A 16,775-nucleotide genomic window follows, 5' to 3' on the forward strand; every position below is an offset into this window, starting at 1 on the left:
AAAGAAAATTATGCTTGATAAAATAAAGAAAACCATCGATTTAATTCAATCTATTGATATTGGTGCACTGCAAAAACTGAATGAAAAAGTCGATCTAAAAAAACTAATGGAATCTGTAGGTTCTTTAAATGACGATCAGCTAAAAGGGATTGTTCACCTACTGAACAATGCCAATAAAAAACATGAAGTACCACCAATTGATGCCGATTTTTATGACATCAGTGATCGATTAACAACTGACGAACGTGAAATTCAATTAAAAGTTCGTGCTTTTATGGAAAAAGAAATTGCGCTCATTGTAAACGAATATTGGCTGCACGATAGTTTTCCTCATGAAATTATTCCTAAAATAGCGGAATTAAATATTTGTGGAATTAATTACGAAGGATATGGTTGTGCAGGAAAATCGTCTTTATTAGAAGGAATTATCGCTTGTGAATTGGCTCGGGTTGATGCTTCCATTGCAACATTTTTCGGCGTACAAAGTGGTTTGTGTATGGGAAGTATTTATCGTTGCGGATCGGAAGAACAAAAGCAAGAATGGCTTCCTAAATTGCAAAAATTCGAAAAAATTGGAGCTTTCGGACTTACAGAACCTGAAGTAGGATCGGGTGCTGCCGGCGGATTGACGACTACCTGCGAAAAAACAGAAAATGGTTGGAAATTAAACGGACAAAAAAAATGGATTGGTAACGCAACTTTTGCTGATATTGTTATTATTTGGGCTCGTGATGTAGCAGATAACCAAGTAAAAGGCTTTATTGTTCGAACCGAAACTCCAGGGTTTTCAGTAGAAAAAATTAAAGATAAAATGGCATTGCGCATTGTACAAAACGGTTTAATTACCTTAACCAATTGTATGATTGATGAAAAAGATCGATTACAAAATGCAAATAGTTTTAAAGATACTACCAAAGTTCTGCAAGCTACACGAGCCGGAGTTGCTTGGATGGCGGTTGGTTGCGCACGTGGTGCCTACGAAAATGCGTTGGCTTATACCACGCAACGCGAACAATTTGGAAAACCTATTGCTGCGTTTCAATTAATCCAAAATCATTTGGTAGAAATGTTATCAAATTTAACAGCCATGCAAACCATGGTTTTTCGCTTATCGGAATTACAAGATGCCGACAAATTAAAAGACGAACACGCTTCTTTAGCTAAGGTTTTCTGTACTATGCGAACTCGGGATATTGTGTCGCGCGCTCGTGAAGTAATGGGTGGAAACGGTATTTTGTTAGAATATAATGTAGCTCGATTTTTAGCCGATGCCGAAGCAATTTATTCGTACGAAGGCACTAAAGAAATTAATTCGTTAATTGTGGGTAGAAGCATTACCGGATTTTCGGCTTTTGTTTAAATTAATCCGAATTAAGTAACCTAAACTTCGCAATTTTTATCTTTACTAAAACAAAAAAATTATGAAAGAAGAATTTAACTACTTAGAAGTCATAAAAAAGGATGAAAGTAAACGTTTTGAATTAACCATTGACGGTCATATCGCATTTATCGACTTTACCCAAAGAGGAACCGATGTTATAAAGTTAATACATACCGAAGTTCCTGAAGAATTAGGAGGACGTGGAATTGCAGCTGTTTTGGTAGAAAAAACATTACAGTATTTAGAAAAAAATAAGTTTACCTTATACCCAATTTGTCCGTATGTATTTGCGTACATTAAAAAACATCCGGAATGGAAACGCATTGTGAATGAAAATTTTAAAGGTTTTGAAGAATAAGCAAAAGCTCTTGATTTCTCAAGAGCCTTTGCTTATTATTTAACAATCTGTAATCGTTTTGTTACAGCTTTTATTCCAAAATAAAATCCTGAAATAATTGTAAAAAAAATGGCAAGCATAAAGATATACTCTACAAAACGCATTGTGGTACTAATTTCAACCACATCTCGATCTAACAAAAAACTAATTGTTGTTAATACAGATGCAATTGCCAAAAGATTTAAAACTGTTTTTTTCATAATGATTCTATTTAAAGTAATAACGTATAAAACAATTAATTTAGTATCTAATAAATTGGTTATATTTCTTCAGAATAGAGTTAGGAATGTCGTTCTGAACATAACATAGTGAAGTGAAGAATCTCAAAGATTCCTTCTTCGTCGGAATGACATTTTAACGTGATTTAACTACAGCGTTTTCATATCAATTACAAAACGATACTTAACATCCGATTGTTGCATACGAACATAAGCTTCATTAATTTCTTGCATTTGGATCACTTCTACTTCGGATACAATACCATGTTCGCCACAAAAATCAAGCATTTCTTGTGTTTCTTTAATGCCGCCGATTAAAGATCCGGCAATGTTTCTACGCTTGTTAATCAACACACCACCATGAATAGGAAACGGTTCTATTGCACCCACCATACACATGGTTTTATCTAATTTCAATAACAACAAATACGGATTTACATCATGAGCGACTGGAATAGTATTCAAAAGAAAATCGAAACTATAATTGTGTTGTTTCATTTGTTCTGCATCTTTCGAAATCAACACCTCATCGGCTCCTAATTTCATCGCATCTGCACCTTTACTTTCAGATGTTGTAATCATTACCACGTGTGCACCCATTGCTTTAGCAAACTTAACGCCCATGTGCCCCAAACCTCCTAAACCAACAACACCTACTTTATCGCCTTTTTTTACGTTCCAATGGCGCAATGGCGACCAAGTTGTAATACCGGCACACAATAAAGGCGCAACATTTTCTAACGGTAGATTAGTTGGCACGTTTAACACAAAATCTTCTTCTACCACAATGTTTTCTGAATAGCCGCCATAGGTGATTCCGCCGTGTTTGGAGTTTTTAGAATTATAAGTTCCTGTAAAACCATTTTCGCAATATTGCTCTAAACCTTCATCGCACGAATGGCAATGCTGGCACGATTCTACCATACAACCTACGCCTACAATATCTCCGATTTTAAATTTGGTAACTTCCATTCCAATCGCTTCCACTCGACCAATAATTTCATGACCTGGAACAGCTGGATAATTGGCTGGTCCCCAATCTGATTTTGCTGTGTGCAAATCGCTGTGACAAACGCCGCAATATTCTATTTTAATAAAAACATCTTTCGCATTTAAAGTTCTTCTTTCTATGGTATGTGCGCCCAACGGATCTACCGCATTAAAGGCTGCATAAGCTTTTGTTGACATGAATTATTTTATTTGAGCTATAAAGTTACGCTTTTCAAATAATAATATAATTCTGCACAATCATAAAAATAGTCTTTATCTTTGTACTTTAAATAAAACGTTATGGGAAAAGAAACGAAAGAAGGCTTATACCAAGGAATCATTGAAAAAGATGAAAAAGGAAATTTTTTCTGCGGACCTTATTTGTTAGATTATAAAATGGTTACAGCAAACTTTCAGTTAGGTGATAAAATTAGTATCAAGAAATTAATAACAAATCCTAGTGATATTTCATTTGAACAATATCCTAAAAAATCTATTAAGTTTTCAATGGCTAACGGCGACAAACCTATGAAGGATTCCGATTTCTAAATAAAGTAATATTATACAAAAAATCCATCGTGTTAAACGATGGATTTTTGTTTGGTCTTTATGCTTAAAATTTTTCTTCTTTAATTAAATTTCCGTTTTCGAAATATCTCTTTTTTATTAATTTTCCTGATTCATCAAAATCATCCCAAATTCCAAATGGTTTGTTTTCTTTAAAATATCCATTTATAGAAATAACTCCATTATCGTGATATTTTACAAATTTTCCATTTAAATTTCCATTATCATAATTCTCTTCTAGTAATAATTGCCCTTTTTCATTCCACTTTTTCAAGTTTCCACTTACTACATCGTTATCGAAATAATGAATTAATTCTCTATTTCCATTTTCGTACCAATGTTCATTTTTTCCATGAGATTTCCCATCTTTCCACTCTGCTTCATTTTTCAAAGCTCCATTTTCATAATAAAGAGTATATAAACCATTTTGTAAACCATTTATCCAATATGACACTTCTTTTAAATTACCATTTTCATACCAATGCTTAACTTCTCCATGTGGCTTTCTGTTAACTCGATATGATTTTGAGGAAACATTTCCATTTTCAAAAAACCAAGTAACTAAGCCAGTTCCATTTACATATTCTTGTATCCATTCGGGCTGTCCATTTTCATAATATCTAATCCAATCATCATTAAAAATACCATTTGTTAATTTACCCTTTTCATAAATCTGACCGTTATGATATTTCTCTAAATAATCCCCATCTTTTAAATAAACATACAAAATAGTATCTTTTTGATAAATATGATATTTGATAACATTACCCATTTCATTATATCTAAAAACAGTATCTACGTGAACTTTATTCTTTAATCTACCTTTTTCAAAAAGTTTTCCATTTGAAAAAAATAAGTGATAAAGACCATTATCCACGGTGGTTTCATCTGTTATTGGAATCCACGAAGCTTTACCTGAATTTTCATCAATCCAATATGCCCAATTTTCATTTCTTTTGGATTCATCATTAAAATCACCTTCTTTACAACTGATAAGAATAAAAACCGTGAATAGAAATAATATAGTGTATCTAAATAAATTCATCATATTGCTAATTTAATAAAAAACACCTACAAGAATAAATATCTTGCAGGTGTTAAATAAGTATAAGGTTTGAAACTACAACTTCGTAACGCCCATATTCCAAAGTGTGAACGCCTGTATATCGGCATTTTCGTTAATGGTTTGCTGAACCGATTTTCCTGCCCCGTGACCTGCATTTACATCAATACGAATTAACATTGGGTTGTTTCCTTGATTTTTCGCTTGCAATTCAGCTGCAAATTTAAAACTGTGCGCTGGTACTACTCTATCGTCATGATCACCTGTGGTAACCATTGTTGCCGGATACGAAACTCCTTCTTTTACGTTATGTACCGGCGAATATCCTTTTAAATAGTTGAACATTTCTTTAGAATCTTCGGCTGTTCCGTAATCGTACGCCCAACCTGCACCCGCTGTAAACGTGTGGTAACGCAACATATCCAGTACTCCAACTGCTGGCAAAGCTACCTTCATTAAATCAGGTCGTTGGGTCATGGTTGCACCAACTAATAACCCTCCGTTTGATCCACCGCGAATGGCTAATTTTTCAGAAGATGTATATTTTTCTTTAATTAAATATTCGGCTGCTGCAATAAAATCATCAAACACATTCTGCTTTTGCATTTGGGTTCCGGCATTATGCCATTTTTTACCGTATTCACCTCCACCGCGTAAATTTGGTACCGCATACACACCACCGTTTTCTAACCAAACGGCATTAGCAATGCTAAAACTCGGAGTTAACGATACGTTGAAACCTCCGTAAGCATATAACATCGTAGGGTTGGTTCCATCTAATTTTGTTCCTTTTTTATAGGTAATCATCATAGGCACTTGCGTACCGTCTTTAGATGCGTAAAAAACCTGTTTAGATTCGTAATCGTTTGGGTTGAATTTTACTTTTGGCTGTTGATATACTTCTGATGTTCCTGAAGCGATATCCATTCTATAAATGGTTCCTGGAGTTATGTAGTTTGTAAAAGAGAAGTACAAATCTTTGGCGTCTTTTTTACCACCAAAACCACTTGCTGTGCCCAAACCTGGCAATTCAATCTTGCGAATAAATTTTCCTGAGTAATCAAACTGATCCACCACCGAAACAGCATCTTTCATATAATGCGCAAAGAAATAACCACCGGCTTTAGATAAATCAAGCACGTTATCGCTTTCTAAAATTAGATCTTCCCAAGCATTTAAATTAACAATTTTTGCAGCATCTACCACCATTAATTTTTTATTAGGAGCTTTTAAGTTTGTTTCGATATAAAGCTTTCCGTCTTTAGAATCAATAATAGAATAATCGTTATCAAAACCAGTAACAATTGTTTGAATTTGACTGTTTGCTTTTGTTAAATCTTGAATGTATAATTCGTTACCCGATGTTGCATTTGCTGCTGATACCACCAAATATTTTTGATCGTTTGTAACGTATCCGCCAACATAACGACGCTTGTATTTTTCACCAAAAACAACTTTATCGGTTTTTTGCGACGTTCCTAATTTATGGTAATACAATTTATGTTCATCGGTTTTTGCAGAAAGTTCTGATCCGGTTGGTTTATCGTAGCTAGAATAATAGAAACCTTCGTTTTTGTACCAGCTAATTCCTGAAAATTTTACATCAATCAAAGTTTCGCCGATTACTGATTTGTCTTTTGCGTTTAAAACAATAATTTTTCTCCAATCGCTTCCACCTTCTGAAATGGCGTAAGCAACCAAACTTCCATCTTCGGTAAAAGAAACATCGGCTAACGAGGTGGTTCCGTCTTTAGAAAAGGTATTTGGATCTAAGAAGATTTCTTCTTTACCCGATTTGTCTTTACGATACAAAACCGACTGATTCTGCAAACCATCATTTTTAAAATAATAGGTAAAATCGCCTTCTACGAACGGAGCACTAATTTTTTCGTAGTTCCATTTTTCTGTCAGCTGTTTTTTTAACTGATCGCGGTAAGGAATCTGATCTAAATAAGCAAAAGTTACGTTGTTTTGTGCCGTAACCCAAGCGGCTGTTTCGGCAGATCGGTCGTCTTCTAACCAACGGTATGGGTCTGCTATTTTAGTATTGAAGTAAACATCAATAACATCTTTTTTATCGGTAGTTGGATAATTCATTTGATTTGTTTGGGCATTTACGGTTTGGGATACAACCGAAGCAATAAAAATAGAGTAAACTAATTTTTTCATGATTATGTTTTTGATAACCTGCAAAATAAAAAAACTTGCCGGATTAGGCAAGTTTTTAATTATCTGAATTAAATAAGACTATTTTTTAGTATATTCTATTGTTTGAGAAAAATCATCTTCTAAAGTAGATTTTGCTACCATTTTTACAGGATAATTGTCTGCATTGTAATTGTAAGTAACCGTTCCGGTAAAGTTATCTTCAGGAAATTCTGAATCTTCGTAATCGATATCTACCACATTATTAACTATATTAAGTTGTTCTGACATGATGTAAGCAAAAACCCATTGTGGTAATTTTACATTTTTATAGATTCCGTTTTTATCATCGTATTTAAGAACAATTTCTTCGCTATCATCGCTTTTCATTTTAGTTATATTTCCGTTGGCATCGTAAGTATAATTAAAATATCCGTCGTTAAGCAAATTACCTTTACTATCTAAAGTTAATATTTCGGTATCATTATGCGTTTGACCGTTAATTTCAGCTTTCATATTAACAGTTAACTTTGTTCCTGCTTGCGAAAAAGTATAGAACGTTTTTATGTTACTTTCTGTAGCAGTAGCTTCAACTAACTGATCGCCAGAATAAGAAAATGTGTATTCATACCCATCGCTTTCAACAATTTTAGTTAATTGCGCTTTGTTGTTGTAGGTAAAAATTGTTGTATAATCATCTGCTGTAATTTTAGATGGCAAGTACATTTTTGATACATCTACTGTTCCTTCTTCAACAGTTGTGTTATCATCGTTTTTATCACAAGATGTGAACATAAATCCGGCTAAAAGAAAAGCCGATAATACTAATTTTTTCATAAGTATGATTTTATAAATTTGGTGCAAATATAAAACTCCTTTCCATATAAACAAGAAAGGAGTTTATTTATAAGAAGTTAATCTTTTAATAATTAATGGTATAAACTTCGTTATCTGTTGATCCGTTTTCGGTATAATTAACCGACATTCTCGTAGGATACCCTGCAATAATATGTTCTACAGGGTAAGAATAACTTTCGGAATATGTGTAAGTTGTTCCTTCGTATTCTGAAACATTTGTAACAGAAATAGGATTGTTTTCGCTAAAATAATATAAATCGAAATCGCTTAACAACAATACCCATTTAGGCGACGTTGTACCACTTAAAATACCTTTATCGTTATTATAATTTGCCGTTGTTGTAGAATTGTCGTTCACTATTTTAGCAATATTTCCTTTGGTATCGTATGAAAAAGTAGTTACGTCACCAAAACTATTAAAGTTTAAAACCTGACCTTTTTCGTTAAAATTTACCAACGTGTAATCACTATCTTCATCGGTTACCTTTGCCTGATTTGCTGTAGGGTAACTAATGGTATACGTCTCTGTTTCTGTACCACTTGGACTATTGTAAATGTTTACGAATTTTGTTACTTTACCAGAATTATCATAGGTAAAAATAGTTTCGGTATATTCGGTTTCCGAATCTTTATCTGTTATTTTTACCAATTGCCCGTTTGCGCTGTAAGTGAACAGCAAATTACCGCTTACACTGGTAATTGATTTTGGAAGTTTTTTTATATCGGCAACGTTGTCATCGCTTTTACACGAAACAAAAGTTGTAGATACTGCCACTAAAATACTTAATACAATCTTTTTCATAAATTTTTATAATTATTCTGCTACCGGATAAACAATACGGATTGGTTTGTAATATGTTGATATTCTTTGATTGATATCAGAAGCTTTTACCTTAATAACATAATCGCCCTCTGCATAGGTTTCGGTACTAGATTTTGACGGTAATAATACTGTCTGTTTTTGATTAATCTCATTAAAATAGCCGTTTAAATCGAATACTTTTTCGGCAACAGTAAACTCTTTTGGTAAAGACTCTTTTGAATAAATTTCAAAAGAATATTCATAAACACCTGTTTGATCGGTAAACATAAAGTTCATGAATAAATCTTCTCCGAATTTGAATTCTTTATTGTCTGGAATATTGGTAATTTCAATTGTAGGACCAACAGTATCGGGGTCTTCATTGTTACAGCCTACAAAAGTAAAGGCTGATGTCATTAAAAACAAAAGGCTTATTTGTTTGAAAAATTTCATAATTAAATTCATTTAATCTTCAAAGATAAACGATTAATTTCAAATTTTAGTATTTATAAAATGACCTTAAAAGTCAGATTTTAGTTAATGTTTTAATAAAAAATCCCAAACCTAAACGATTTGGGATCTATAAAAAACAATGAATCTATTAATGTTGGTGATCGTGACCAATAAAAATCTCTACAAACTGCTGATTTTGGTTACCGTTTACATCTAAAACCGTAATTCCCACATGGTAATGTTCTTCGGCAGCATCGGCAGGAATAGTAATTGCGTGCTCTAAAGTATAGGCTGTTGGTTTGTTCGCTATTTCGCCAACAAAAGAATATTCAAAATCAGTTGCTAAAAGTTGTTTCGCTTTATGCTCGTGACCGTCATCTGCCGAATGAATTTCGATTTTATAACTTGCCAAACCTACATTGTCTACCAAATTTGCTTTTACCGTAAAAACTGATCCCGGTTCAACTTCCTGATGATCTGTTGGCGTTATAATTTCAATGGTTGGTTTTGTTGTATCTACCACCGCATCATCGTCTGAACATGATGAAATTCCTATTAAACTAATTATTGCTAAACTTAAACTTGCTAATTTTTTCATGATTGATTTCTTTTTAAATTAAAAGGGTATTGTTATAAAAATTTGAATGTTTCTGCCAAACTCCGGAATATCCAAAGCGCGGTAAAAACTGTTGTGATGATAGTAAACCGTGTTAAAAACATTGTTTACCTGCAAACGAATCTGTGGTTTAAAACCTTTAAAGTTAAGTACCGAACTAAATTGTGCATTTGCAATGGTATAACCCGACGTTACTTCCTCATTTTGGGCAATTCTGTTTTGCTGCAATGCCGTTTTAGTTCCAACCTGAAACTGATTTTGCTGCAACAAACTACCGTCGTTCAAACGGTATTGAACATTGAATTGTCCGTTAATTGGGGTTGAAAACGGCAAAGGATAATCAACACCCGAATCACTAATCTGCTTATTGTACAAATAAGCCGCCTGTGCCTGGAAACCAAATTTGTTCCACTGGTAATGCGCATCAACCTCTAAACCGGTAAGCATCGCTTTCGACTGGTCGTATTTATAAACCTGCCCGCCGTGTGGCAAAATAGAAAACGTTCCCGTTGGTTTTAAGAAAATGTAATTAGTGAAATAATATAAATAAGCACTTGCGTTTATTTTAAAGTTATTTTTATGGAAATGCTGACTCAAATCAAAAGCCCAGCCTTTTTCTACATCTAAATTTTGATTTCCTTGTTCGTGACGAAAAGCGCCATGGTGAATTCCGTTCGAACTTAATTCCATTGCCGTTGGAAACCTGAAGTTTGATGCCACTGTAAGCGTACTTTCCCAATCGGCCGTGATTTGGTGCGATACGCCAAAGGCTACATTTCCTCTAGAAAAATCTTTAGATAACGGCACAGCTCGTTGAGCATTCTGCAAAGCCTGATCTTCTGGTGTGCCACGTTGCGATAAATAATCGAACAAAACCTCATCAAAAAAACCGGCAACTTTTACATTGGCAACATCATATCTTGCGCCTAATTCCAAATTCCAATTGGTTGCAAAATTCCAAGTATGTTTACCGAAAATGCCTAAATTCCAACGGTCATATTCCGGCATTAAATAGCTGTAACCCGTAATATCGTTGGTTTGATACTGACTTTGCACACCTAAAATAGTAGTATGATCTAACAGCCAGTCTTTTTTGTACGATAATTCGGCGTTCAGGGTATTCAATTTAAAATCTAACTCTAAATCAGGATTGATTTCGGGCGGAACCTGATTGGAATAATGCGAATGAAACAAGCTGTATTCCTGACGGTGGTTGCGTTGAAAACCAAACTTAAAATCCCACACATCATGCGTGTTTAACCACTTGGCATGATACGTCACTTTCGCATGATTTACCTGCTGATACGGCATGCCGATGTTTCGTTCTTTACCATCGGGCTTGGCATCATTCGCAGACGGAATTCCGTGTGCACCTGAAAAAAATCCCGATTTGTTTTGAAACTGACTGATGCTCAAAATACTCTGAAAATCATCTTTTACATAACCCCATTGCCCGTAAACCGATAGTTCGTTTCCGGCAGTATTGGTCATATTTCCATTTGTCAACGGAATTTTTGTAGATAGATACGTTATTTCATCAACCGGAACCTTAAAATCGGCAAATGTGGTGTACGTTGTTTTGAATTTATAAAAGTGATCACCTTTTTTATACGACATATTCAGTGCATTTGCCCACGATTTGTTTACACTTTGAGCCGTTGTAATGTATTGCCCTTTAAAACCATCGGTCGGAATTGTTTCGTTGTTCACTTCTATCACGCCTGCAATCGCGTCCGACCCGTGCGTAATAGTACCAACACCTTTAATAACCTCAACACTTTCGGTTGTTAAGGCATCAATTTCCAAACCGTGATCGGCACCCCATTGTTGTCCTTCCTGCTTAATACCATTTTCAGTAACAGCCAGACGCGTGAATCCCAAGCCGCGCATCATAGGTTTTGCAGTTTGTGATCCAACAGTAATGGCATCTAACCCGACAACGTTTGACAATGTTTTTGCCAAACTGTTGCTGTAATTATCCTGAAGATATTTCTGTGTAACTTTCTGCTGATTGTAAGCTTTTTGCTGTGCGGTATGAATTACAACTGTTTCCAAGGTTTCTTCTTCACTTAAAACAACGGTAATTTGTTTTGACTGATTCAAATAAATTTTTTCCTGATAAACGCCGTAACCAGCTGCCGAAACTTTTAATGTATACGATCCGCTTTGCAGATCCGTAAAAATAAAAGTACCCGATGCATCTGTATCCACACAATTACTGCTTAAATCAATATGGCTGTTTGCAATGGTTTCGCCCATCGTATTTTTTACCACACCTTGTAATTGATGCTGTGCCAATATACTATAGCCAAACATGCACAAAACAACCGTTAGTAATAAACGCATTTTGTGAATTTTTAATTTTTGTAAATGATTTTGATTTTATTTATGCGGATGAATTAAATCAATTTGTCAAGCTGAACTTGTTTCAGCTTCTCACATTTTTACATGAAGTTAATGAGATTCCAAATCAAGTTTGGAATGACTTACATGACAATTTATTCATCGATAAATCTTACAGTTTAAACAAAAACCGGCGGACCGCGAAGCGAGATAAAATCAAACGAAGCATTAACATAGCTTGTATGGTGCGTTGCGTTTAATTTGGGGTAGGTTATGGAAGAATAAAATACGATTACATCTGCGGTAACAGTTGTAAACGGACTAAAAGTAAAATGACAAATCTGACAATTATCTGAATGATGGTTTGCCAATTGATCATTTTTAGTGTGATGCGAATCTGTACTTAAAAAATCGGTAATTAAATGCGAATAAGTGTGCGCAGATTGAAACATCAACGTTACAAGAACGCAAATGCTAAAAAACAACGATATGAAACGCTTATTTACAGACATGTTACAAAGTTAGAAAAGTTTTACATAACAGCTAACTTTTTTCTGGCGTAAACTTTAGCCGTCACAAAATAATAGTAAAACAAGGCTACAAACGATAAAACCCCACATAAAACAAACAAATTACCTATTGCCGGTAGAACCGTGGCTAAAAAACCACTGATAACCATACCTATACCAATACCTAAATCGTAAAACGAGAAAAAAGTAGAATTGGCTGTTCCACGCTGGTCGTTTGTACCCATGTTGATAATCATGGTTTGAAACGATGGCGATGCCATACCATATCCTAAACCAATAAACAATGCCGATCCAAAATATAATAGTTCTGATGTAGCCAATCCAAAAGCAGTATATCCCAATCCTATAATAAACAACGAAGTTAACATAAGGTAGTTTACATAACCCTTATCAAGCAATTTTCCTGCAAAAAAACGCGATACCGCCATACCTATCGCCATAAATAAAAAGAAAAAACCGGTACTGCTTATTTTTAATTCGTTTAGTCCGAATTTAGCAGCATACGTAAACAGCATACCAAAACTAATAGCAATAAACAACACGTTTATACCAATTGGAAGAGCAGGTTTTAAAATAAAACGATCTAATGACAATACTTGCTTTGGTTTAAATTCACGTTTTGGCAGTTTAATGGTTAACGCAGTAATAAATCCTAAAATACCTACAACAATGGTACTGTAAAAATTATATTTAAACTCGAAGTTTTCATATAAATACAAGCCTATAAACGGACCAACAGACATGGCAATGGTAGTAGTTAAACCAAAAAAGCCCAAACCTTCGCCTCGGCGTTTTGCCGGAATAATATCAATAGCCACCGTACTACTGCTGGTGGTAATTACACTCCAAGTAACACCGTGCATCATTCGGGCAATAATAAAAAGCGTCATGGTAGATGCCCACATATATCCAAAGTAAACAAAAACAAAAAAGAAATACGCAATAAGGTACACTTTTTTACGCGAAAACGCATCTACAATATAACCAGAAAACGGACGAACCAACAAGGTGGCTATAATATAACTTGCCAGCACCAAACCGGTTTCGGCTTCGGTTGCCCCATATTTCTCTCCAATATAAAATGGCATGGTGGTACCGATTAAATAAAAGGCAAAACCCATTAAAAAGTTTGCCAAACAGGCTTTTAAAAAATTAGCCGTCCAAAGTTTCTCTATCATATCAAAAAAGAGAAAGTTTCCACAGTGAGAAACTTTCTTTATATTTTATGAATTATTTTTTTAACCTATTAAATTGTTTTGTAACAAATATTCTGCAATTTGAATGGTATTTGTTGCTGCACCTTTTCGTAAATTATCGGCAACAATCCACATGTTTAATGTGTTTTCCTGACTTTCATCTCTACGAATACGTCCTACAAAAACCTCGTTTTTATTTTGTGCATACAAAGGCATTGGGTAGGTAAAAGTGTCTAAATTGTCTTGTACCATGATTCCCGGAGTGTTTTGAAGTATCGCGCGAACTTTATTTACATCGAAATCGTTTTCGAATTCAATATTCACTGCCTCACTATGTCCACCAACTACCGGAATACGAACTGCTGTTGCCGTAACCTTAATGGTATCATCGTCCAAAATTTTCATGGTTTCGTTGGTCAGCTTCATTTCTTCTTTGGTATAACCGTTGTCTAAAAACGAATCGCAATGAGGAATGGCATTTTTATGGATCTGATATTTATAAGCCATTTCGCCTTTTACACCATTATATTCGTTTTCTAACTGCTGCACGGCTTTTACGCCTGTACCAGTGATCGACTGATAGGTAGAAACCACCACGCGTTTAATGGTATATTCTTTATGCAAAGGCGCCAATGCCATAACCAATTGAATGGTGGAACAGTTTGGGTTCGCAATGATTTTATCGTTTTTTGTCAACACATTCGCATTGATTTCAGGAACAACCAATTTTTTAGTAGGATCCATTCGCCAAGCCGACGAATTATCTACCACCGTTATACCTGCTTCGGCAAATTTTGGTGCCCATTCCAAAGAAGTTTCTCCACCTGCCGAAAACAATGCCACATCGGGTTTCATTTCAACGGCTGTTTGCAAATTCACCACCTTATACTTCTTATCCTTAAAAGCTATTTCCTTACCAACCGATTTTTCCGATGCTACCGGAATTAATTCTGTTACAGGAAAATTACGTTCTGCCAAAACATTCAGCATTACTTCGCCAACCATTCCAGTTGCGCCAACTACAGCTACTCTCATAGATAAATTTGTTTTAAGATTAAAAATTTGCAGTAGCAAAAATATGCAATAATTTGAATAATTTATGATGAAATTACTGCGTATTAAAATCTTTTACCTGAAGTTGTTTAGCTATTTATTTTTTTACAACTTTTTCTGTAGCAACGCTACCCTGAGTAGTAGTAATTTTTATAAAATACGTACCTGCTGTTACACCATGCAAGTTTATTTGATTGTTGCCGTTAAAGTTGTTTTTTTGTATTTGCTGCCCCAATACATTGTACACTTCATAATTATGTAGGGTTTCCTGTGCTTCTATGTTTAGGATATCGTTTGTTGGGTTGGGATACACCGTTACGTTTAGTTTGTTAAACCTACCTGTGCTTACTGCTGTACCACAGGCACTTGCAGCCAGCTTGGCTACAAAGAAATCGGTGTATAATGTACCTACTAAATCTGCAAGATCATTGTTATTACTATTACGGAATATACCATTAAAGAAAATACCACCCGTAATGTAGTTACCATCGTTATCTGCAGCTACGGCAAGTATACTATTAGATTCGTCCCCGTAACCAGGTATAACATCCATACCAACGGTTGTTCCGGTTTGTTTATTAAAACGTAACAAAACAGCATCTGCCCAGTAAAATTGCGTACGATTCGTTGAAAAACTATCCCAGGCATAATAAGCATCTGAACCACCGAAAGCTATCTCATTGTATCGGAAGGTAAAACCTTTAAAATTCATGGGGCCATCGGTGGTAAAATTAGGGGTTCGCGCTGTAGGTGTTTTTACCCACTGTATAGTACCGCTGCTATTAAACTTTACTACTAATGGCACATTAAACTTTATAGTGGTTTGAATTGTATGAGTAGTGGTTACAGGGTTATGAGGATCATATATTTTTGGCATATTTTGCGCATAATAGTTCTGATATATTTTACCTCCAATATATACATCGGAATTAGCAGGATCTACAATTAAAGAAGTAATTTGATTAGGAGCTATAAGAGTACCGATCTTATCAGTATGTATTTCTCTGCGCCATACCTCGCTACCGTCTGTACCGTTGATTGCCAGTATAAACGAACGTTCTACAAAGGCTTTACCACCGTATGTTAAAGTGAAAACGTTGTGTGTTATGTTCGCTGACTGCATACCTGCAATGTAATAACGGTTTAAGGTTTCATCGTATGTAAAAGAGATAACTGATGGATGTGCAAAGTCAGTTGAATCTTTTACGGGTAATACCATATCGCTTATGTAGTCTAAATTTCTATCGCATTTTATTAATCGGTGTTGCATTAAACCTTTTTGGGTATAAGAATTATAGCCATAGTTTACTGGTACGTTAAAATTGTTGTCTAAATAATTCCCTCTTCCAAACTTTCCCATAAAATGGATATTATCATTGCTATCAATAGCCAAATTGTATAATATAGGAGTATAAGGCTTACTTATCGACGGCTGGTTAAAATCGTTTCCTGTAAGAGGATCACTTTCTATTGCTTTCTTTTTAACAAGATTTCCGTTACTGTCGTATTTTAGCAAATAAGCTTTTTTATACATTTCATAAGGAATAGTGTAGTCAAAAGGGATCGTCCAAGAAGTAACAGGCAGTGCTACAGAATCATTTTCGGAAAAATATACAGGGTAATTTTTCTGTCCCGGCCAGTTTAAGAAGTAATCAACTTTAGCTGCTATATACACATTATTATTACTATCTAGCACAAAATTATATGCTTCATCAGACGCTCCTCCACCAATAGCACGGCTCCAACGCACGGTACCATCACATGTAGTAGAAAATAAAAAAATATCATTGTTTTTTGAATAATTGTAGGTACTTACAGGCTGATCTTTTAGGTGTACTCCAAAAGTACCCCGAACAGTAGCAAGAAAATAGTAATTGTTATCGGTCCCTACTTTTATATCATAAATCTGTTCTGAAGTTCTGTCAAAATTGGATTGTGCCTCGCCCGTATTCCCGTTACTGCCACCACCGCTTAATTTCCAGTCCCATTGGTAGGGTTGGGCAGCAGCAGGAATACAGAATAGAATATAGAAAATATAGAGTAAAAGGGTTTGTAAATAAGGAAATTTTGAAATTTGAAAATGATACTCCTCAATTCTTTCGGGATGACAAACCATTGTGTGTAGTTTATTTTGCATAAGTCATTGTTTTCAAGTTAACTAAA

Annotated in this window: 16 protein-coding genes; 3 read left to right on the forward strand and 13 right to left on the reverse strand. The window is 34.9% G+C overall.

Going from position 1 to position 16,775, the window contains the following annotated elements:
* The first annotated feature begins 10 nt into the window (after positions 1 to 10).
* Positions 11 to 1,360, forward strand: a complete 1,350-nt coding sequence (locus EG242_RS09035; RefSeq protein ID WP_124899571.1) for an acyl-CoA dehydrogenase family protein — start codon at positions 11 to 13, stop codon at positions 1,358 to 1,360.
* Between the two features lie 61 nt (positions 1,361 to 1,421).
* On the forward strand, positions 1,422 to 1,739 hold the full coding sequence (locus EG242_RS09040; RefSeq protein WP_124899572.1) for a GNAT family N-acetyltransferase: 318 nt from the start codon (positions 1,422 to 1,424) through the stop codon (positions 1,737 to 1,739).
* 35 nt (positions 1,740 to 1,774) lie between these two features.
* Here the strand turns inward: EG242_RS09040 and EG242_RS09045 are convergent, their stop codons facing one another.
* Positions 1,775 to 1,978, reverse strand: coding sequence for a hypothetical protein (locus EG242_RS09045; RefSeq protein WP_124899573.1), 204 nt, complete (start codon positions 1,976 to 1,978; stop codon positions 1,775 to 1,777).
* A 168-nt stretch (positions 1,979 to 2,146) separates the two neighbouring features.
* The gene (locus tag EG242_RS09050) at positions 2,147 to 3,184 is read right to left on the reverse strand and encodes an NAD(P)-dependent alcohol dehydrogenase (RefSeq protein WP_124899574.1); all 1,038 of its coding nucleotides are present in this window, start codon (positions 3,182 to 3,184) and stop codon (positions 2,147 to 2,149) included.
* Positions 3,185 to 3,286: 102 nt separating this feature from the next.
* Between EG242_RS09050 and EG242_RS09055 the strand changes: the two genes are divergently transcribed.
* Positions 3,287 to 3,535, forward strand: coding sequence for a hypothetical protein (locus tag EG242_RS09055; protein ID WP_124899575.1), 249 nt, complete (start codon positions 3,287 to 3,289; stop codon positions 3,533 to 3,535).
* Positions 3,536 to 3,599: 64 nt separating this feature from the next.
* Here the strand turns inward: EG242_RS09055 and EG242_RS09060 are convergent, their stop codons facing one another.
* The 11 genes from EG242_RS09060 to EG242_RS09110 all read right to left on the reverse strand — a co-directional run bounded on the left by EG242_RS09060 (position 3,600) and on the right by EG242_RS09110 (position 16,749).
* On the reverse strand, positions 3,600 to 4,601 hold the full coding sequence (locus tag EG242_RS09060) for a toxin-antitoxin system YwqK family antitoxin (protein ID WP_124899576.1): 1,002 nt from the start codon (positions 4,599 to 4,601) through the stop codon (positions 3,600 to 3,602).
* A 72-nt stretch (positions 4,602 to 4,673) separates the two neighbouring features.
* On the reverse strand, positions 4,674 to 6,785 hold the full coding sequence (locus tag EG242_RS09065) for a prolyl oligopeptidase family serine peptidase (protein ID WP_124899577.1): 2,112 nt from the start codon (positions 6,783 to 6,785) through the stop codon (positions 4,674 to 4,676).
* 78 nt (positions 6,786 to 6,863) lie between these two features.
* Entirely contained in the window at positions 6,864 to 7,598 is a 735-nt protein-coding gene (locus EG242_RS09070) for a hypothetical protein (protein WP_124899578.1), read from the reverse strand.
* Between the two features lie 85 nt (positions 7,599 to 7,683).
* On the reverse strand, positions 7,684 to 8,421 hold the full coding sequence (locus EG242_RS09075) for a hypothetical protein (RefSeq protein ID WP_124899579.1): 738 nt from the start codon (positions 8,419 to 8,421) through the stop codon (positions 7,684 to 7,686).
* Positions 8,422 to 8,433: 12 nt separating this feature from the next.
* Complete coding sequence (locus tag EG242_RS09080; protein ID WP_124899580.1) at positions 8,434 to 8,874, reverse strand: DUF4625 domain-containing protein; 441 nt, start codon at positions 8,872 to 8,874, stop codon at positions 8,434 to 8,436.
* Between the two features lie 148 nt (positions 8,875 to 9,022).
* On the reverse strand, positions 9,023 to 9,472 hold the full coding sequence (locus tag EG242_RS09085) for a DUF4625 domain-containing protein (protein WP_124899581.1): 450 nt from the start codon (positions 9,470 to 9,472) through the stop codon (positions 9,023 to 9,025).
* Between the two features lie 18 nt (positions 9,473 to 9,490).
* A complete protein-coding gene (locus EG242_RS09090) occupies positions 9,491 to 11,836 on the reverse strand; it encodes a TonB-dependent receptor (RefSeq protein WP_124899582.1) in 2,346 nt (781 codons plus the stop codon).
* 176 nt (positions 11,837 to 12,012) lie between these two features.
* Positions 12,013 to 12,345, reverse strand: a complete 333-nt coding sequence (locus tag EG242_RS09095) for a hypothetical protein (RefSeq protein WP_124899583.1) — start codon at positions 12,343 to 12,345, stop codon at positions 12,013 to 12,015.
* A gap of 20 nt (positions 12,346 to 12,365) precedes the next feature.
* Positions 12,366 to 13,541 (reverse strand): MFS transporter, encoded by a 1,176-nt coding sequence (locus EG242_RS09100; RefSeq protein ID WP_124899584.1) that lies wholly within the window; start codon positions 13,539 to 13,541, stop codon positions 12,366 to 12,368.
* Between the two features lie 60 nt (positions 13,542 to 13,601).
* On the reverse strand, positions 13,602 to 14,594 hold the full coding sequence (locus EG242_RS09105; protein WP_124899585.1) for an aspartate-semialdehyde dehydrogenase: 993 nt from the start codon (positions 14,592 to 14,594) through the stop codon (positions 13,602 to 13,604).
* 115 nt (positions 14,595 to 14,709) lie between these two features.
* On the reverse strand, positions 14,710 to 16,749 hold the full coding sequence (locus tag EG242_RS09110) for a T9SS type A sorting domain-containing protein (protein ID WP_124899586.1): 2,040 nt from the start codon (positions 16,747 to 16,749) through the stop codon (positions 14,710 to 14,712).
* Between the last annotated feature and the right edge of the window lie 26 nt (positions 16,750 to 16,775).

It is taken from the genome of Paenimyroides viscosum, from assembly GCF_003858535.1.
Lineage (GTDB): Bacteria > Bacteroidota > Bacteroidia > Flavobacteriales > Flavobacteriaceae > Flavobacterium > Flavobacterium viscosum.